This is a genomic window from Pantoea sp. OXWO6B1 (assembly GCF_001641135.1).
Lineage (GTDB): Bacteria > Pseudomonadota > Gammaproteobacteria > Enterobacterales > Enterobacteriaceae > Pantoea > Pantoea allii.
In genome coordinates this window covers 3,719,288-3,737,334 of sequence record NZ_LWLR01000001.1, presented here as the reverse complement: position 1 = coordinate 3,737,334, position 18,047 = coordinate 3,719,288, and the positions used below count along the sequence as shown (strand labels likewise).

Sequence of the window (18,047 nt, the reverse complement as noted above, 5' to 3'; positions counted from 1 at the left end):
TTAAGTAAATTAACAATAAAATGCGTAATGCTCATCGTGACCTTGCTTTTTTGTATGCTGAAATCACCAGGACGTCATTCAAATGATCATAAGAAAACCTGTTGGTATGAATAATGAACAAAGCGCGTTTAGCCCTGTTTTTTTACGCCCTGAATGGCGTGGTATTACCCGCGGCGTTTGCCGCACCGCTCCCCAAAGCGGAATTTAACTGGCGAGCGGCACCGAGTGAAGAGCAGGTCGCCATTTTAACGCTGCGAGATGCCATATTACGCGCCTTCTCACGTAACCCGAAGATTTCGGAGGCGGCAGCGCAGATTCATATCGGTGAAGGCGATCTCAGTGCTGCGCAGAGCGCCTGGTATCCTCAGCTATCGCTTCAGGGGGCGGCGGGGCGCTCTCATCAAACCGACTCCTCTGGCAGCCTGAATAATAATGGTTCCGGCGGGATCGTGCTGAGCCAACTGCTGTATGACTTTGGCCGCACCAATGGCGCAATAGACGAACAGCATGCCTTGTCGGATGCCTACCAGTTTAGTTTATTCGACGCGATGACGCAGGTCGCTAAAGAGGCCTTGCAGTCGTATCTGGAGGTCAAACGCTACCAGGCGCTGGCCGCTACCGCGCAGACCAATATCGCCTCGCTTGAGCACGTGCGTGACATCGCCAAAATGCGCGCGGATGCCGGGTTAAACTCTCAGTCTGACGTCCTGCAGGCCGAAACACGGATCGCCGCCATGCATGCCACGCGTGAGCAGTATCTGGCGCAACTGCGCTCTGCTAACGCACAGCTTACCGTCCTGACCGGCGTGGTGCCTGCCACGCTGCCTGAACTGCCCCAGGCACTGCTACAACAGCAAATTACCCTGGACAAAATTGCCTATGAAAGCAGTGCTGCGGTGCGCAGTGCACAATACAAACAGGAAGCCGCCAGGGAGCGGGTACGTCAGGCTCAATCGGGGCACTGGCCCAGCATCAAGGTCCAGGCCGGTCGGACACGTTATGAAAATGACACTCGCTCATACTGGGATGATGAAGTCCAGCTTCAGGTCGAAGCGCCGCTCTATCAGGGCGGTCTGGTCAATGCCAAAACACAGTCAGCAGAAGGCGATCGTCTCGCCGCGCAGGCTGCGGTACAGCAAGCCAAACTTACGATTAATCAAAATGCCTCCACATCTTACGCCGACATGATTGGCGCTCAGCAGCGTCAACTGGCGGGTGAGGCGCAGTTAGCCAGCGCTGAACATACACGCAACGTTTATGCCGATGAATACCGGCTGAGTAAACGCAGCCTGAATGATCTGCTCAGCGTCGAGCAGGATGTTTTTCAGGCCGACAGCGCGCGGATAACTGCGCTTTATGACGGCTGGGATGCCACCGTCCGCTACGCCGCTGCGGTTGATAACCTGCTCGACATCATGGGTATCGACCGTCAAAAAAGCAGTGGCGATCTTCTTCCTTCGTTGCAATAGCGAACCCGTTTTAAAAGGCGTTTACGATGAGTGCACAAAACCCGACGACCGATAACTGGATTGCTGCGATGTTGCGCGTGGCGGCCCGTTTCGGCAAACCTGCAGATGGAAAAACGTTGCGCCAGCAAATGCGCTGGTTTGAACACCTGCCGGTGGCACAGCAGCTGGAGCGCCTGTGTGGTCTCCTTGGACTTCATCTCACGATGGTGCCACAGAACAAACTACGCTGGCGGCAGGAGATCACGCCCGTTGTGCTGGTCATGGAAAATAACAGCGTTGCCGTGCTGGAAGAGATCGATGCTGACGGCGGCGCACGCTACTGGCTGAGCGAAGGCGGTGACGTGATTCGCGAAGGCGAGCTGGCCGGTCTGCTCTCCAGAGCGCAGGGTGATATCGGCGTGATTGGCGTAGCCGCACGCGGCAGAGATGCCCGTATCGATGAGTTCGTCCAGCCCTATGAACCGCACTGGTTCTGGAAAAACTTTCGCGGCATGGGACGTCGCATCGCGGAAATCTCCGTGGCGTCGGTAATCAGTAACGTGCTGGCGCTGGCCGGTATTCTCTTTTCAATGCAGGTCTACGACAGGGTGATTCCCGCCCAGTCCGAGGCCACCTTGTGGGTGCTGTTTGTCGGCGTACTGATTGCCGCCGCCATTGAATATCTGATTCGCCTGATGCGCACGCAGGTGTCTGACCTGATGGGCAAACGCATCGATTTAAAAGTTTCCGCCATGCTGTTTGCCCGGGCAATGAATATCCGCAATGAGTCACGGCCCAAATCCACCGGGTCCTTTATCTCTCAGCTGCGCGAAATCGATCAGGTGCGTGAGTTACTGACCTCAACCACCGTCGGCGCGGCTGCAGACTTGCCTTTTGTCATTCTGTTCCTGTTTATCATGTCGTTTATTGGCGGCTGGCTGGTACTGATTCCATTGGCCGCTATTCCGTTAATCATTATTCCGGGCATGTTAGTCCAGTTCCCGATGGCACGGCTGGCGAAAGCCGGATTGCGCGAAGGCGCGCTACGAAACGCCGTGCTGGTTGAAACAATCGAAGGCATTGAAGACATCAAAGCGCTGCAGGCCGAACCCTATTTTCAGCGCCAGTGGGAGCAGACACATGAGGTCAGCGCCGCGATCGGTAATCAGCAACGCCTGTGGGGAGCCAGACTGACCGGCTGGGCAGCGACCGTGCAACAACTGACCTATGCGGGCATGCTGGTGTTTGGGGTTTACCTGGTGCTGGACTCACAAATCACCACCGGAACGCTGGTCGCCTGTAGCATGCTTTCTTCGCGCACTATCGCGCCGCTGATGCAGTTAACCATGGTCTTTTCACGCTGGCAGCACGCCAAAACCGCCATGAAAGGGCTGGATGAGCTGCTGAAAAAACCACTCGATAAACCTGATTCCGCCACCATGGCGCACTGCCCGACGCTGACCGGGCATTATGAACTGCGCAACGTGCACTATACCTACGACGAAGAAAACGAAAAGAACGTGCTTAATGTGCAGCAGCTGAACGTCAAGCCGGGTGAAAAAATCGCCATTTTGGGGAAGGTCGGTGCGGGGAAATCCACCTTACTGAAGATTCTGGCGGGCCAGGCGCAGGCCAGTCAGGGAAAAGTGCTGGTAGACGGCGTGGATATGGCCCATATCGATCCGACCGACCTACGCCGACAGCTCGGCTGGCTGTCCCACGATTCCCGTCTGTTTTTTGGCACGCTGAGGCAGAATTTGCTGCTCGGCAATCCCCACGCCAGCGAGCAGGACATGCTACAGGCATTACGCATCAGTGGGGCACTGTCGCTGGTCCAGCAGGATGCGGCCAGTCTGGATCGCATTATCAATGAGGGCGGGCGCGGGCTGTCAGGCGGACAGCGTCAAATGATTATGCTCAGCCGACTGATTCTGCGCCAGCCGCAGGTCGTGCTGCTGGATGAGCCGACCGCCTCCATGGATGAGCAGCTTGAGGAGCATGTTATCCGCCAGATGCAGGGCTGGATCAGTGGACGCACGCTGATTCTGGTGACGCACCGTCCCGCCCTGTTGAAGATGGTCGATCGTATTGTCGTAATGGAAAACGGCCGCATCATCGCGGACGGCGCAAAAGATCAGATTTTACGGCGCGCGACCCACAACGTTGCGGATGCCAGTCAGGGAGGTGCGGCATGAGCGTGGTGATGGACAAAGATCTGGCCAAACATGAACGGCGTACGTCGGCAATCATCTGGTTATGTACGGCGGCGCTGGCCATTTTTCTTGTATGGGCGCACATGGCGATTCTTGATGAGGTCACGGTAGGCACCGGAAAGGTCACGCCATCCACCCGCGCACAGGTGATTGACAGCCTGGACGGCGGCATCGTTAAGCAGCTCAATGTGCATGAGGGGGATATCGTCGAAAAGGGCCAGATACTGGCCACGCTTGATCCCACCCGTTTTCAGTCAAACTTTGGCGAAGTACAAGCCAGAGTGCGCACGCTGCGTGCGTCATCAGAACGGCTCAACGCTGAACTGTCGGGGATTCCGCTTACCTTCAGTGCAGAGACGCAGAAAGAGCCGCAACTGGTGGCGCGCGAGAGGCAACTGTATGAGTCGCGCCGCCGTAATCTGACCGAAACCATCAGTAATCTGCAACAGTCTTTACGGCTGGTACAGGATGAGCTGCGTTTAACTGAACCGCTGGTGGCTAAGGGGGCAGCAGGGCAGGTAGAAGTGATCCGCCTGCGCCGCCAGGTAAGCGATCTGCGCGGTAAGATCGATGAGGCGCGTAACGACTATCTGGTCCGTGCTCATGAAGAGCAGGTAAAAAACAATGCTGAACTGGACGCCCAGCTTCAGGTCGCCGCAGGCAAAGAAGATCAGCTGACGCGCGCGACGCTCTATTCACCGGTGCGTGGGATTGTGAAGGATATTCAGGTTACGACAGTCGGCGGGGTACTTGAGCCGGGCGGAAAGATAATGGAGATCGTTCCTCTGGAAGATCAATTGTTGATTGAAACCCGCATTAATCCTCGTGATATCGCCTATATCCGGCCCGGCCTGGCCGCGGTGGTCAAAGTCACCGCCTATGACTCGTCGATTTACGGTGACTTAGCAGGCGTGGTGGAAACCGTTTCTCCTGACACCTTGCAGGATGAGGTCAAGCGCGACCAGTTCTATTACCGGGTTTATGTGCGTACGCAAAAAGCGGAGCTGACGAATCGGGCGGGACGGCGCTTCCCGATTGTTCCTGGTATGGTGGCGAACGTTGAGATTAAGACGGGACAAAAATCCGTAATGGACTATTTGCTTAAGCCATTGAATAAAGTCAAAGAATCGATGCGCGAGCGCTAATATCGCCAGTCCGAATCGGGCGGCCTGTTATAGTTTCATGGAGTGACTAATTACCTGATAAGCTTTACCTGCTGACGCACTATATTTTCTTAAATCAACAAATAAATTTGGTGATAAAAACGGCAATAATCAAGGCTATTTAGCGCGTATGAAACCAGAGCAGAGGCGATCAGGCAAAAAAAAGCCGGGCAATAAGCCCGGCGATATATAAGGGTAAAAAAAAATCATTCGGGGTGAATGAAGATAAGAAATAAATGATGATAGCGGGAGTAAGTATATTGGCTGGGGCGCAATAAGTTTTACCATTGAGTGCTTAGGAATATTCCCATTAAAATCATCCTGATAACTATTATTTTCGATTGGATTATCATTTTGTGCTTTATTTTTTATCACTCTGTGCGGCTAATAAGTTCCGTGTTATTTACATGTAGAAATAAATTTTACAGATTATGAAACAGTTTCGGAAATTTAGTAGCATTTTTACGATGGATTATTACTCGCTATGAAACAACAATGGTTTGCCGACCGATATTACCATCGGTTTGCAGTGGCAAATATAAAAGGCACATAACAGAGGGTAATAAAATGAAGCGTCACATTCTCTCCCTGGCGATCCCTGCATTACTGGCAGCAGCGGGATCGGCAAATGCGGCTGAAATATACAATAAAGACGGCAATAAATTAGATTTGTTCGGCAAAGTAGACGGTTTGCACTATTTTTCGGATAACGACAGCGCCAATGGCGACCAGTCCTATGTCCGTTTTGGCTTCAAGGGTGAAACCCAGGTCACCGATCAACTGAGTGGCTATGGCCAGTGGGAATACCAGGCCGCACTCAACAATTCTGAGGCACAAGGCACGGCTGACAGCTATACCCGCGTTGGCTTTGCAGGGCTTAAGTTTGGCGATGCAGGTTCATTTGACTATGGTCGCAACTACGGCGTGGCTTATGACATCGGCGCATGGACCGACGTTCTGCCAGAGTTTGGTGGTGATACTTATGGCGCGGACAACTTTATGTTCCAGCGCGGCAACGGCATGGCGACCTATCGTAACAACGGTTTCTTCGGTCTGGTCGATGGCTGGAACTTTGCCGTCCAGTATCAGGGCAAAAATGACAACCCAACGGAAGCGAGCGGTGGTCGTGATGTGCTGGGTGAAAACGGCGACGGCTGGGGCCTGAGCACCACCTATGATCTGGGTTCCGGTTTCGGTATTGGTGCCGCAACCTTCCAGTCCGATCGTACCAGCAACCAGAATGGTAATGCTGCGGGTATTCTGGGACGCGGTGATAAAGCGGAAGCTTATACCGGCGGTCTGAAATATGATGCCAATAATATTTATCTGGCTGCGATGTATACCCGGTCGTATAACGCGACCAGCTTCGGTGACAGCACCAGCCGTAACCAGCCGAATACGGCTTACGGTTATGCGGATAAAGCGGATAACTGGGAATTAGTGGCTCAGTACCAGTTTGATTTTGGTCTGCGTCCTTCTCTGGCCTACGTGAACTCACGCGGTACCGATGTGCAGAACTGGGGCAAGCAGAATCTGAAGAAATACGTCGACGTCGGTGCGACTTACTACTTCAACAAAAACATGTCGACCTATGTTGATTACAAAATCAACTTACTGGACGACAACGACTTCACCAAAGCGGCGGGAATTAATACCGACGACGTGGTGGGCGTAGGGCTGGTTTACCAGTTCTAAAAGTCACAGGGAGCGCAAATGCGCTCCCTGGTTTTATTCATTCGTTATCTGTTCTGGCCCGGTTTCATCCTGCGGCACGATAACGTTGCCATATCTCGCCCCCTCGAATGCCACACCCGACAAGGTGAACGCAGCAAAACTTAACCAGTTTTGCATCGTAGTCATCGCAGTCTCTGTCTTCTCCATCCTACACCTCTCAGCAAATCAGACGATATGACTGGTGCAGGAATCGTGCCAGTCCGACCGCTCTCATAGCCACGGAAAAACAGGGGATCTTGCTACAATAGCGCGCGGATAAAGGGGCGGATGACCTTAAATGGTGCAGAGGCGATCAACGGCGGCGCAGATAGGCTGTCGCCACATTGCGGTTTCGACGCTGCTGCCACGTTTTATAACTTCCTAACACGAACAGGCCCAACGCAGCGGCAAGGATTAATAAAATCATCTGTTACTCCTTTTTCTGACGCCCTCAAGATCGAGCGGAACGAGCTAGTCTGGTAGAACGCATAAGTTTTATCAACCATATTTAAGTTACTTTACTTAGTGTTTGTGCTTTGAAATATGCATAAATTACCTGTTACGGATGAATATTGATGACCTTTAAGATAAATCTGCTGTTAGTGGCCGCAATGGTGCTGCTGGCAGGGTGTGATAACCCGTCGTCAAAAGAGCAAGACGCCATGGTGCTGGAAGGGAAAACAATGGGGACGGTGTGGCGAGTTAGCCTGGCAGGGGTTGATGCCGGACGTAAAGCCGTGCTCCAGCAGCGCATTCAGCAACGGCTTGATGCCGATGATGCGGAACTCTCAACCTGGAAGCCCACCTCTGTGCTGTCGCGCTTTAATCAGAGCCGTGCCACGACGCCACAGCCAGTGAGTGAAAACATGGCTGATATCGTGACGCTTGCCCTGCGAATCGGCAAGAAAACCGCAGGGGCCATGGATATTACCGTCGGTCCGCTGGTTAATTTATGGGGCTTTGGTCCCGATAAGCAGCCCAGCCATATTCCTGACGATCAGCAGATCGCCGCGGCCCGAGCCCTGACTGGCTTGCAACATTTGCGGGTGATTCAGGGAGGAGAAGGGCAGTGGCTGCAAAAAGATCTGCCAGGCTTATATGTTGACCTCTCCACGGTGGGAGAAGGTTTTGCAACGGACCATCTGGCGCGCCTGATGGAGCAGGAAGGCATTAATAATTATCTGGTCTCGGTGGGCGGCGCTGTTTTGTCGCGTGGAATGAATGCGCAGAACCAGCCGTGGCGGGTGGCGATTCAGAAACCGACCGACCGGGAAAATGCCGTTCAGGCGCGGGTCGATCTGCAGGGGCACGGTATCAGTACCTCAGGCAGCTATCGCAACTATTATGAACTGGATGGCAAACGGCTTTCACACATTATCGATCCCGCTACAGGGCGGCCAATCGACCATAAGCTGGTGTCGGCGACCGTGATTGCCACCACCGCGCTGGAAGCCGATGGTTGGGATACAGGATTAATGGTATTGGGCACTGAAAAGGCCAAAGCGCTGGCAATCAAAGAGAAACTGGCGGTGTACTTAATCAGCAAGCAAGGAGACAACTTTGTCAGCTGGATGTCGCCCCAGTTTTCCGCTTTTATTATTCCATCTGACTGACAGAGAGAACATCTATGCTGGATCTGTTTAGTGACGCCTCACCCTGGCAAGAACCGCTGGCTGAGGGCGCGGTAATTTTACGCCGCCGCGCCCGCGATGAGGCGGAAGCACTGTACCAGGCGATGATGGCGATTGCCGTGCAAAATCCGTTTGAACACCGCATCACACCAGGTGGTCATCGCATGTCGGTTGCGATGACCAACTGCGGCGATTTCGGCTGGTCTACGGACGCGCGCGGCTACCGCTATAGCGAGCAGGACAGCAGCAGTCAGCGTCAGTGGCCAGCCATGCCGGACGCGTTTCGTTTGCTGGCCCGACAATCCGCTGAAGAAGCCGGCTTTCCGGGATTCAATCCGGATGCCTGCCTGCTTAACCGCTATGAGCCAGGCGCTAAGCTCACGCTGCACCAGGACAAGGATGAGAAAGATTTGCGCCAGCCGATTGTCTCCGTTTCCCTGGGCTTACCCGCGGTTTTCCAGTTCGGTGGCTTTGAGCGAAGTGACCATGCACAGCGGGTTTTGCTGGAACATGGCGATGTGGTGGTCTGGGGCGGGCCTTCGCGCCTGCGCTATCACGGTATCTTACCGCTTAAAGCCGGTATCCATCCGCTCACCGGCGCCTTTCGCTATAACCTCACTTTCCGACGGGCGTTTTAACCCGTCGCGCAAGGTGCGAATAACGATTGCTATCATTTGCCATCACTTTACACTGCTGGCTGATTTTCATGTCTGGTAAGGTTTTATGGCACTGTTAAATGTGGTTTTTCGCCAGTATCGCTGGCCTTTTATTGGCGTAATTCTGCTCACGCTACTGAGTGCCGCCTTAGGTATTGGCATGATCGCGTTTATTAACAGCGAGATGATTGTCGCGATTAATACCTCCCTGACGGTCCTGCCCGCGTTCCTGTTCCAGGTGGTTATGTTGATGGCGGTAACGCTGGCCTCGCAGTTGGCACTGACCTGGCTGGGCCATCAGTTTGTCTGGCGTATGCGTGGTGAATTTATCAAGCGCATCCTGGACACGCGCGTGGAGCGCATCGAACAGATTGGTAGCGCACAACTGCTGGCGGGATTAACCAGCGATGTACGGGCCATCACCCTTGCTTTTGTCCGTTTGCCCGAGTTAATTCAGGGAATCATTATCACACTGGGATCGGCACTCTATCTTGCCTGGCTGTCCCCAAAGATGTTACTGGTGACCAGCGGCTGGTTGGTCGTGACGATAGCAGGCGGCTGGATGCTGGTGTCGCGCGTCTATCAGCACATGGCAAAATTGCGGGATGTTGAAGACAACCTGTATCGCGATTACCAGACCGTCATAGAGGGACGCAAAGAGCTCCAGCTTAACCGTGAGCGCGCCAGACTGATCTACGACAAGGTATATCAGCAGGATGCCAGTGATTACCGGCACCATATCGTGCGTGCCGATACCTTTCATCTCAGTGCCGTTAACTGGTCAAACATCATGATGCTTGGCGCGATTGGCATGGTATTTTTCATGGCCAACAGTCTGGGATGGGCCAATACGGCAGTGGCAGCCACCTTTTCCCTGACGCTGCTGTTTCTGCGTACGCCACTGCTGTCAGCGGTTGGGGCACTTCCGACGCTACTCAGTGCTCAGGTCGCCTTTCGCAAACTCAACAGCTTTGACCTCGCCCCGTATGAACCGGACTTTCCTGCCTTTTCTGGCGACACCGTGTGGCAAACCCTTGAGCTGCGTGATATCACCTTTCACTACGGGGAGAAGGGTTTCCAGGTCGGGCCGATTAATTTAACGCTTCATCGTGGCGAGCTGGTGTTTTTAATTGGCGGTAACGGAAGTGGGAAATCGACGCTGGCCATGTTACTCACAGGACTCTATCGGCCTCAGTCCGGCAGCCTGCTAATAGACGGCAAACCGGTTGATGTCAGCGACCTTGATAGCTGGCGGAAACACTTCTCAGCGGTCTTCACCGATGTGCATTTGTTTGACCGTCTGATAGACAGCAAAGGCGATCCCGCTTCGCCTGGCCGGGTTCAGCAATGGCTCGAAAAGCTCAAAATGCAGGACAAGCTGAAAATTGAAGGGAATAAAATACTAAATTTGCAGTTGTCGAAAGGGCAGAGTAAAAGGCTGGCGCTGCTGCTGGCCGTCGCTGAGCAACGCGACGTCCTGCTGCTGGATGAATGGGCCGCCGATCAGGACCCGCATTTCCGTCGGGTTTTCTATCGTGAGTTATTGCCCGCGTTGCAGGCTGCAGGAAAAACCGTTTTTGCCATCAGCCATGATGACCACTACTTTATCCACGCCGATCGCCTGCTGGAGATGCGTGATGGCGTCCTCTACGAGTTAACGGGTAACGAACGCGACCACGCCAGCCTGGATGCCGTCAAGCTTACCGATACGGGTTTATAATTTTTGCTGAGATCGTCTCAGGCTCGGTCAGTCACACCGTGCTGAGCGCGTTGATCATCGGCGGCGAGCGTCAGACAGGGGCACTGAGAAACGAGAAAGCCGCTCAGTGATGAGCGGCTTAGAAAAGTTCTGGTTGGCGCTTGAAATCACACGGTGCCTGGCTGTAACAACAGGGAGGCGGTGTGAGGTTGGTAGCTTGTTATAATCAATCGTTGGGCGGGATGGGGAAGTTTTTTACTGAAACGACAAAATGCTGTTGGCTTTTACTGATGCGCGCACCGCGTTCGCACCACTGACTTGCCAGACGAAAGAAATCGTCACAACCGATGTCGTATGCCAGCTCCACCTTATTGATGCCCGAGTGCAGTAAGTTTTCTGCATCCTTCAGGTTTTTAGCTTTGATGATCATATCTGTACCCTCGATTTCAGGAGCAAACAGAATACGTTTTTTTCATGACAGAATTGTTTCAATTTAATGAAAGGCTGTCATATTTGTTGTTTTTGTGAAGTAATCAACATTTGCATTTTATTAATAAATAAATGATTTTTATAATTAATGTTGTATTTATTCGCAATTTTTCAGGAAAGTCCGATACACCAACGATAAGCGCCAGGCGGGGCTGGACAGCCTGGCGGACCGAATTTGTTTAGCCCTGCTCACGTCTGAAAAAGAGCAGGCAGGGCAAAGGCTTCTCAGGTCTGGGCTTCATTATGGGTTGCCGGTTGCTGACGCTCCTGTGCCAGAAAACTCAGGTCGCTTCCTGACGGGCGCTGGTAGATGCGCAATGAAAAGACGTTAGCGATGGCATAGATATATTCGAAGATTGTCGATTGGGTATTTTCATAATCGACCCACAGAATTGATGACGTGAAGCAATAGATTTCAATGGGCAGCCCCTCAGAAGAAGGCTTCATCGACCTCACCACGATATACATGTCTTTTTTGATGTCATCTCGCTGAGCCAGCCAGGCTGTAAGATAGTGACGGAAGATCATCAGGTTAGTCATACCGTTTTCAACAAACCAGCGGTCACCTACAGCATTCAGTTCCCGACCATCCATAAGTTTGGAGAGTTGCTCACTGATGCCGCGAATCTGCGTCATGGGCTCCAGCATGGCGTGGTCCACAAAACCTATCGACGTCTGATCAATGTAAAAACTGCGCATGATTCGGCGAGCACCGGATGAGAACATGGCCTGCCAGTTGGTATAGGTTTCAGTAAGAAAGGTTTTGGTGGGAACACGGGAAAGCGTGTTGTCCCAGTTGCGAATGGTGATGGTGTGAAGGGCGATATCAATCACTTCACCACTGATGTTGTTCGCCGGGATTTCAATCCAGTCGCCCAACTGCAGCACATCATTGGATGACAGCTGAATATTCGCCACCAGCGACAACAAGGTATGCTGAAATATCAACATCAGCACCGCCGCCACCGCACCGAGACTGGAGATAATAATCACTGGCGATTTATTCGACATAATGGCCAGGATCATAATCGCCGAGATGATATGCACCAGGATTTTGCCGACCTGAATATAACCTTTAATCGAATGATTTTTACGTTTCGACTTTTTAACATAGGAGATATTGATAATCTCCAGGACTTCATTGAAAAACAGCGACAGGTAAACCATAAATAAAATGCCGCAGATAGTCTTAATCGCGATTAACAGATGCTCGGGCAAGTCCGGCATAAACTGCAGCAGAAAGTAAACGGTGATAACCGGAATGAAATTAGAGATTTTTTCAGACAACCTGACATCTTTATCGAGCGGCACCTGTTTCTTATGGGTACTAAAAAACACCTTACGTACCACTTTTACCACAAAAAACTTACAAATCAGATGCGCAACCAGGCCCGCGACGATCAACACAACGAGGTTAATAGTAACAGAAAGTGCAGGTTTGTTTTCAATATAGTGTTGTATGTCGTTCAAATAATTCATGTTAATCGTATGCCTGAAAATGTTGTTTGTATTCAACCACAAACCCAATGATGCCGATAAGCGTAGCGTGCGTTTGGGCTTCCTGCGACGAGTAAGTTAATGGAATTTATTCATAATGTCATTTCGAGGTTGCACTGTGGCAGCGCTGACCGCCGCTTTCAGACCGCCGCAGCAGGGCAGCCCAACCTCAGAGCAGATGGCCCCGCGCCTGCTCTGAGGGTGGGCTGCTTTCTGCACGCGGCAGGAAACGCGTGCTGCACGATGAGGATGTATCGTCGGTCAGCCTGGTACGTTGACGCCGTAAGGGCACTTTCACCGCGTTTTTACAACATTAAATATGCATGTTTCTGCACTGTATATTTTTAATTTTCATTATTTAACGATAATGCTTTTCATCAGGTTTATATCGATTGAGCAATATTTTAATTAACCTCTTTTACTTAAATGATTAGTTAATTCAAACCCACAAGAGGGTGAGTGAAGCGATTCTGTTTTATTCCTCTTTACTCTCCTCTTAATGCCCTTTTTGCCACCATTCAGCACGATATTTATATACAGGAAATCACACCGTTCTCCATCACAGGAGGTTACACAATGGGGGAATGTCCTCCGGCTTTTATGCCTGCATAAGCTAAATATATGGAAAATATAGTCATGATTTTGCTTATGCGAGGGTCATCGTAGGCCAAAAATAGCTCTAAAACATATGCTTATCGCCACCTCTTTTCAGGAAGGTGAAAGGTGATAAATGAAAACGAATATTACGTCAAACAGTGATACCGCTTATCGTGCCCAGCCGGTGCGTTCGGGCCGCGTTGGCTTTGTTGAAAAGGCCGGATTTGGGGCCGGTGATGCCGCCTGTAATATGCTGTTTAATCCGATAACCATGTTCTTGTCTTTTTTCTATACGGATATATTTGGACTGGCACCGGGTGTTGTGGCGACCATATTTCTTGTTGTACGTTTTGCCGATGCGGTTTTCGACCCCTTTTACGGCGCTTATATTGATAAAACCACGACGCGCTGGGGGCGTTTTCGTCCGTGGATTATTGGCTTTGCTGTGCCCTTTGCCATTAGCTGTATGGTGATGTTTTACACGCCGGATTTACAGGGCCATGCAAAGGTCATGTATGCCTTTATTACCTATCTCATCCTGTCGCTGCTTTACTCTGGGGTGAATATTCCTTACTGCTCGTTGGGCGGGGTGATCACCACCAATGCGCAGGAACGGGTTTCCTGCCAGCAGTTCCGCTTTATGGGCGCAGGGCTTGCCAGCTTGTTCTGCACCCTGACCTTACTGCCGATGGTGGCGTTTTTCGGTAACGGAAACCGGCAAATTGGTTTCTTCTGGGTCATCACGCTGTTTGCCGTGATCTCCCTGTTTCTGTTTGTTTTTTGCGTCGCGACCACCCGAGAGCGCATCACACCTAAGAGCAATGCCGGGGAGTCGATTTTCGCGATCATCCGGCAAATTACAAAAAACGATCAGTGGGTTGTTTGTGTTTTTGCCATGTTTCTCGACTGCATTCCTTCTTTTGTACGCGGCGCGGCCTGTATCTATTTCGCAAAGTATGTGATGGGACTGAACGACTATTACGCCACGCTGTTTCTGAGTACCGGCATTATTGCCGGTATTCTTGGCTCTTACATTACCCCGTATTTCACCAACCGCTGGTGTAAAGTCCAGGTTTATCAGGCCGCTAAATCGACAGCCCTGGCAATGTCGATCGTGTTCTTCTTTTTACCCGCCCAGAGTAGTGTGCTGGTTTTCATCTGGTTTTTTATCCTGTCTGTCATTCATCAGATTGGTGCACCCATCCTGTGGTCGTTCATTGGCGATGTCGATGACTACGGCGACTGGAAAACGGGCAAGCGCTTATCCGGAATCTGTGCCTCCGGCAACCTGTTTTCACTCAAAATTGCCCTGGCCGTCAGTGGCGCGATTGTGGGCGGGGTTCTGTCGTTTACCGGTTATCAGGCCAATGTGGCCGAACAAAGCCGCAGTGCGATCGATGGCATTTACGCACTGATGGTCTGGATTCCCGTGGTCGGTTATCTGCTGTCTGTGTGGCTGGTCCGCACGCGCTATATCCTGACTACCGCCAAAATGAAAACCATTGAAGACGATCTGTTCTCGACTCATCCCGACTGAGTCTCCAGCTGTAATCCATTGTGAAAACAGAAGGGAAGAAAATGATTAAGTACTTTTTTCAAAAACAAAACACCATCGATCGGGTGGACGATGCCCTGTACGGTTCCTTTGTGGAACACCTTGGACGGGCCGTCTACAGCGGCATCTATGAACCGGGCCATGCCACGGCGGACGAACAGGGTTTTCGTCAGGACGTGGGCGAACGGGTAAGAGAGCTGGGGATTAGCACCGTCCGTTATCCCGGCGGTAATTTTGTTTCGGGATACAACTGGCGCGATGGTATTGGCCCAAAATCAGCGCGCCCGGTAAGGCTGGATTACGCGTGGCTGACCAAAGAAAGCAATCAGTTTGGCATAGATGAGTTTGCCACCTGGTGCGAAAAGTATGGCGTTACGCCGATGATCGCCGTCAATCTCGGCACAGGCACGCCGCAGGAGGCCGGTTACTTCATTGAGTACTGTAATCTGGCATCCGGCACCGCACTCAGCGATCTGCGTATCCAGCATGGTCGGCAAAAACCCTATAATTTCAAGCTCTGGTGCTTGGGCAACGAGATGGATGGCGAGTGGCAGACCGGGCAGTTGAGTGCGGAAGATTACGTCAAAAAAGCGCGTGAAACGGCAAAAATCATGCGTTGGGTTGATCGGGATATCAAGCTGGTCGGATGCGGCAGTTCTAATTCGCTTCAGGCCAGCTATCCCGAATGGGATCGCATTGTACTGGAGGGGCTTTATCATCAGATTGACTACCTGTCATGCCATCATTACTTTGAAAACAGCACCGGTCATCCACAGGATTTCTTAGCCTCGTTCCAGAAAATGGATGATTTTATTCATACCATTACGGCAACGGCCGACTATGTTAAAGCCAAACTGCGCAGCGATAAAAAGATGATGCTGTCGTTTGATGAATGGAATATCTGGTCTATCGAAGGCGAGCCCTGGCAGGATCACTTTATCGACCCGAACAACCTGTATCAGGAAGCGCCGCCATTACTGGAACAATCTTATACTTTTCTGGATGCGCTGACGTTCGGTGGGCTAATGTGTTCGTTGCTCAATCACTGTGACCGGGTAAAAATGGCGTCCCTGGCTCAACTGGTCAATGTGATTGCTCCCATCTTCACCCGCCCCGGTGGTGAGGTGATTCGCCAGACCATCTTCTGGCCTTTCCAGATGGTGAGTCAGTATGGACGGGGACAGGCATTACGCTATTTTGCCAATGTTCCTACGGTGAACACCGTGCATGGCGAAACCCGACAGGTTCAGAGCGCGGCCGTTTACAACGAAGAGAAACAGCAGATCGCCTTCTTCGCGCTGAACACGCACGCCCATGATGCGGCAGACATTACCTTTGTGCTCGATGAGTTTGGTGAGGGGACATTATCACAACATGTCGTGTTAGCGGGCCATGCGCTGGACGCTAAAAATACCTTTACTGAGCCGGATAAGGTGGTGCCGCAGCCGCGCACTGTCACCGATGCACAGCGTCGCCAGAAACAGGTGTCACTTCCGCCTCTCAGCTGGAATATGGTGGTGATCGATCTGCAGCCCTGAATAGCAGCATGTCCGCCAGCATTGCGTTTCCGGAGCGGATGATATCAGGCTACGTCACGCGTAAAAAACCAACCGTGTAGGTTGGTTTTTTTACAGCGCAGGATGGGGGCAAAAAATATTATCTGTCTGACATAACCGCAATTTTGCGCGATAAAATCAGACGTGAAGATAACCTGTATTTTCTATACGTTTGACTGCCCAATATCTTTCACTGCCGCTTATCCGCCACAGAAGAATAACCCCGCCATTCTGAGTGCTGCCATTAATATTCACCCTCTGATGGCGCGTGGATTGCTCCGCTGGCATTTTTAATGGCCGCAGCATTCATTTGCGCTTACTTTCAATGAATCAGGACACTCACCTTTCCTTGAAATAGTCTTCGTTGCGCTTGCAGTGAAAATATAATATTTGCCTTTATCCACTATCCCGCATAGCGCTAATGAGGCCATCCTGTGCTGGCCAGGGAATTAACCCACGTAAACGTCTTTTATCCTTTGTCATTAACGAGCATCAATGCAGAATGCCTTCCCTGCAGGCCGAAAAATGTATCCTGTTGTCAGAAAGGTGTTTTGCCTCAAGACAGCATCAGGATGCCGGCACCTTTTTATCTACAACGAAATCAAACTTTGTTAAACCGACACTCTGTGCACTTGTCATCACAAATGCCACGCGCCCGTAAGGGGTGCCCTGATCGGCATAGATGCGTAAATGTGGCGCTTCAGGCAGTTTCGCCGCGTCCTGCAATCTGGCTTTAAAGGCCGCGTCATCAAGTGTTTCTTTATTCCAGGCGATATTGCCGTTAGCCATCAGCGAAATATCGACTGATTTAACATTCTTATCAACCAGGCTGGCGTTAGCCTTAGGTAAATTGACTTTTACCGCTGGATTGATCACGGGCAGCGTAATCATAAAGACAATCAGCAATACCAACATGACGTCAATAAAGGGCGTCATGTTGATGTCATTGACCAGCGGATCTTCATCTAACTCGAACGGCGATTTACCTGACATACTCATCTTTAGCGTCTCCTGATACGGCCGGACTTACACTGACTGACTGGCGCGGAACGGCTGAATATGACTCGACTGGCGTTTATCACCCGTATGGAGTTCCTCGACAGTAGACGCAATGCGTGAGCCAGTGAGGTAATAAGCATGCAGATCGTTTGCGAAACGCGCGATGGAATGCTGAAGGGCACGGTTGCGCCGACTGATGGCGTTAAACCCTAATACCGCCGGAATTGCCACGAAAAGGCCAAACGCCGTCATGATAAGCGCTTCGCCCACCGGGCCTGCAACGTGAGCCAGATCAGGCTGGTCAGCCATGCTGATCGACTGCAGTGCATGATAAATGCCCCAGACGGTGCCAAGTAAACCCACAAACGGCGCGGTACTGCCGATAGAGGCAAGAATCCCCAGGCCAGACTGCAGATTGGCACAGCTGTCATCAATGCTGTTTTTCAGGGCCCGGGTCAGCCAGTCGCCGATATCAAGATTGTTGCTGATGCCTGTCTCAATATTATATTGATGAGACATGGCGGCATGGCCGGCAATCGCCAGGTCGCGAAACGGATTGTTGCCGCTGGCACCAAGCGTATCAATGGCTGCTGGCAGTGTCTTTTGGCTCCAGAATAAATGCTTGGAGCGGTGAGCTATCTTTTTCATTCCCGCGCCCTGTATGCATTTTATAATAATCACCGACCAGGACATGACCGACATTATCAGCAGGACAATGGCCACCCCACGGGTAATGATGTCGCCCTGTTGCCATACGTGTTCAATGCCAAACTCATTCATAATGCATCCTCAGTTAAAAAGAAAAGCGACCGCTCAGCACCATCCAACAGG

15 protein-coding genes are annotated in these 18,047 nt (G+C 51.6%); 9 read left to right on the top strand and 6 right to left on the bottom strand.

Translation table 11 applies throughout. From position 1 onward, the window contains the following. Positions 1 to 113 precede the first annotated feature (113 nt). The 4 genes from A6A26_RS19505 to ompC all read left to right on the top strand — a co-directional run bounded on the left by A6A26_RS19505 (position 114) and on the right by ompC (position 6,519). Positions 114 to 1,469 (top strand): TolC family outer membrane protein, encoded by a 1,356-nt coding sequence (locus A6A26_RS19505; protein WP_063880269.1) that lies wholly within the window; start codon positions 114 to 116, stop codon positions 1,467 to 1,469. A gap of 26 nt (positions 1,470 to 1,495) precedes the next feature. After that, the gene (locus tag A6A26_RS19500) at positions 1,496 to 3,643 is read left to right on the top strand and encodes a type I secretion system permease/ATPase (protein WP_063880268.1); all 2,148 of its coding nucleotides are present in this window, start codon (positions 1,496 to 1,498) and stop codon (positions 3,641 to 3,643) included. Beyond that, the gene (locus A6A26_RS19495) at positions 3,640 to 4,806 is read left to right on the top strand and encodes a putative HlyD family type I secretion protein (protein ID WP_063880267.1); all 1,167 of its coding nucleotides are present in this window, start codon (positions 3,640 to 3,642) and stop codon (positions 4,804 to 4,806) included. The genes A6A26_RS19500 and A6A26_RS19495 overlap by 4 nt, the downstream gene beginning before the upstream one ends. Positions 4,807 to 5,391: 585 nt before the next feature. Beyond that, positions 5,392 to 6,519, top strand: coding sequence for a porin OmpC (ompC, locus tag A6A26_RS19490; RefSeq protein ID WP_063880266.1), 1,128 nt, complete (start codon positions 5,392 to 5,394; stop codon positions 6,517 to 6,519). Positions 6,520 to 6,552: 33 nt separating this feature from the next. On the opposite strand, the gene A6A26_RS26185 is transcribed toward ompC, so the two are convergent. Further along, positions 6,553 to 6,684, bottom strand: coding sequence for a hypothetical protein (locus tag A6A26_RS26185; protein WP_255474476.1), 132 nt, complete (start codon positions 6,682 to 6,684; stop codon positions 6,553 to 6,555). Positions 6,685 to 6,850: 166 nt separating this feature from the next. Then, the gene (locus A6A26_RS19485) at positions 6,851 to 6,964 is read right to left on the bottom strand and encodes a hypothetical protein (RefSeq protein WP_063880265.1); all 114 of its coding nucleotides are present in this window, start codon (positions 6,962 to 6,964) and stop codon (positions 6,851 to 6,853) included. 145 nt (positions 6,965 to 7,109) lie between these two features. Between A6A26_RS19485 and apbE the strand changes: the two genes are divergently transcribed. From apbE to A6A26_RS19470, 3 genes are all read left to right on the top strand, one after another. Next, entirely contained in the window at positions 7,110 to 8,150 is a 1,041-nt protein-coding gene (gene apbE, locus A6A26_RS19480) for an FAD:protein FMN transferase ApbE (protein WP_063880264.1), read from the top strand. Positions 8,151 to 8,164: 14 nt separating this feature from the next. Next, positions 8,165 to 8,806 carry a DNA oxidative demethylase AlkB gene (gene alkB, locus A6A26_RS19475; RefSeq protein ID WP_063880263.1) on the top strand — a complete coding sequence of 214 codons (642 nt, stop codon included), beginning with the start codon at positions 8,165 to 8,167 and terminating at the stop codon, positions 8,804 to 8,806. A gap of 85 nt (positions 8,807 to 8,891) precedes the next feature. Continuing rightward, positions 8,892 to 10,544, top strand: coding sequence for a multidrug ABC transporter permease/ATP-binding protein (locus tag A6A26_RS19470; protein WP_063880262.1), 1,653 nt, complete (start codon positions 8,892 to 8,894; stop codon positions 10,542 to 10,544). A 205-nt stretch (positions 10,545 to 10,749) separates the two neighbouring features. On the opposite strand, the gene A6A26_RS19465 is transcribed toward A6A26_RS19470, so the two are convergent. Next, positions 10,750 to 10,953, bottom strand: a complete 204-nt coding sequence (locus A6A26_RS19465) for a hypothetical protein (RefSeq protein ID WP_063880261.1) — start codon at positions 10,951 to 10,953, stop codon at positions 10,750 to 10,752. 284 nt (positions 10,954 to 11,237) lie between these two features. Next, entirely contained in the window at positions 11,238 to 12,491 is a 1,254-nt protein-coding gene (locus A6A26_RS19460) for a mechanosensitive ion channel family protein (RefSeq protein WP_063880260.1), read from the bottom strand. Positions 12,492 to 13,239: 748 nt separating this feature from the next. On the opposite strand from A6A26_RS19460, the gene A6A26_RS19455 reads away from it, so the two are divergent. Next, positions 13,240 to 14,643 carry a glycoside-pentoside-hexuronide (GPH):cation symporter gene (locus A6A26_RS19455; RefSeq protein ID WP_063880259.1) on the top strand — a complete coding sequence of 468 codons (1,404 nt, stop codon included), beginning with the start codon at positions 13,240 to 13,242 and terminating at the stop codon, positions 14,641 to 14,643. Between the two features lie 41 nt (positions 14,644 to 14,684). Further along, positions 14,685 to 16,199: an arabinosylfuranosidase ArfA gene (locus A6A26_RS19450; protein ID WP_063880258.1), complete on the top strand. Its 1,515-nt coding sequence runs from the start codon at positions 14,685 to 14,687 to the stop codon at positions 16,197 to 16,199. Between the two features lie 585 nt (positions 16,200 to 16,784). On the opposite strand, the gene A6A26_RS19445 is transcribed toward A6A26_RS19450, so the two are convergent. Then, positions 16,785 to 17,216, bottom strand: coding sequence for an ExbD/TolR family protein (locus tag A6A26_RS19445; RefSeq protein WP_082875216.1), 432 nt, complete (start codon positions 17,214 to 17,216; stop codon positions 16,785 to 16,787). 27 nt (positions 17,217 to 17,243) lie between these two features. Next, positions 17,244 to 17,996: a MotA/TolQ/ExbB proton channel family protein gene (locus tag A6A26_RS19440; RefSeq protein WP_063880257.1), complete on the bottom strand. Its 753-nt coding sequence runs from the start codon at positions 17,994 to 17,996 to the stop codon at positions 17,244 to 17,246. Between the last annotated feature and the right edge of the window lie 51 nt (positions 17,997 to 18,047).